The sequence below is a fragment of the Vibrio sp. 1249-1 genome, from assembly GCF_033340495.1.
This window is the reverse complement of record NZ_JAWOWJ010000504.1, coordinates 1-718: the sequence shown is the minus strand read 5'-3', so window position 1 is coordinate 718 and position 718 is coordinate 1. Positions and strand designations below refer to the sequence as shown.

Below are 718 nucleotides of genomic sequence, written 5' to 3'. Positions count from 1 at the left end.
ACCGCAGTTAGATTCGCTCGTTTTTCCCGTAGTGACTATGGGCATAATGCTAGTGCAGCTCGCTTGGGCAGCCGGTGAGGTTTGGCTACAAACGCCTAGCTACGCGAATGCCATTGGCTTTAGTGGCACCGTCATCATGACGTATTCCGCGCTCGCTTACGCCATACACGGATTCCGTAAACCAATGAAGCGCGCGTATGTTTGGGTAAGTGGAAGCTACTTTCTTGCTCATGCACTCATTGTTGCTTCTATCATTTACTAACGTAAGTCAAAGCAGTGCTCGACGATTTCAGTACACTGGTCGGGTTCTATTTGCTAACTGGAGTTAACGATGAGTGACATTCATGCTCACAACTTACTAAACCTACTACGTGAAACCCCAATGAGCCGCGACGAGCTCGCACAACATTTTGGCGCAGACGTACGCTTTCATACCTGTAAGTTGAATGATCTAGACTTAGATGCATTGCTAACCTTTTTATTACAGCGCGATAAGGTTCGCGAACTCGAAGGCAAGTTCGTCGTCAACATGGCGCGTATTTGCAACCATTAAGCGGCGTCTGAGGTTGTTTCGGTAATCGAGGGCGAATTATCTGATTTCGCCCTTAGCCGTATACTCGCACAATCTCCTTACTATACACTGGTCGCCATTTTTTTCGTCGAGGCCAGAACATGGATATTCTTTCTGCAGCGACCATGCTGTTTCTAATCATGGACC

Annotated in this window: 2 protein-coding genes; both read left to right on the top strand. The window is 47.5% G+C overall.

The window, feature by feature from the left end:
* Window positions 1–262: lysoplasmalogenase family protein (locus R7Z50_RS27255; protein ID WP_318149716.1), on the top strand; the 262-nt coding region annotated here is incomplete at its 5' end.
* A 69-nt stretch (window positions 263–331) separates the two neighbouring features.
* Window positions 332–553, top strand: coding sequence for a YecH family metal-binding protein (locus R7Z50_RS27250; protein ID WP_015297472.1), 222 nt, complete (start codon window positions 332–334; stop codon window positions 551–553).
* Window positions 554–718 lie beyond the last annotated feature (165 nt).

Coding starts and splice junctions, on each gene's coding strand:
- R7Z50_RS27250 (WP_015297472.1), top strand. CDS start 332: ATGAGTGACATTCATGCTCACAACTTACTAAACCTACTACGTGAAACC.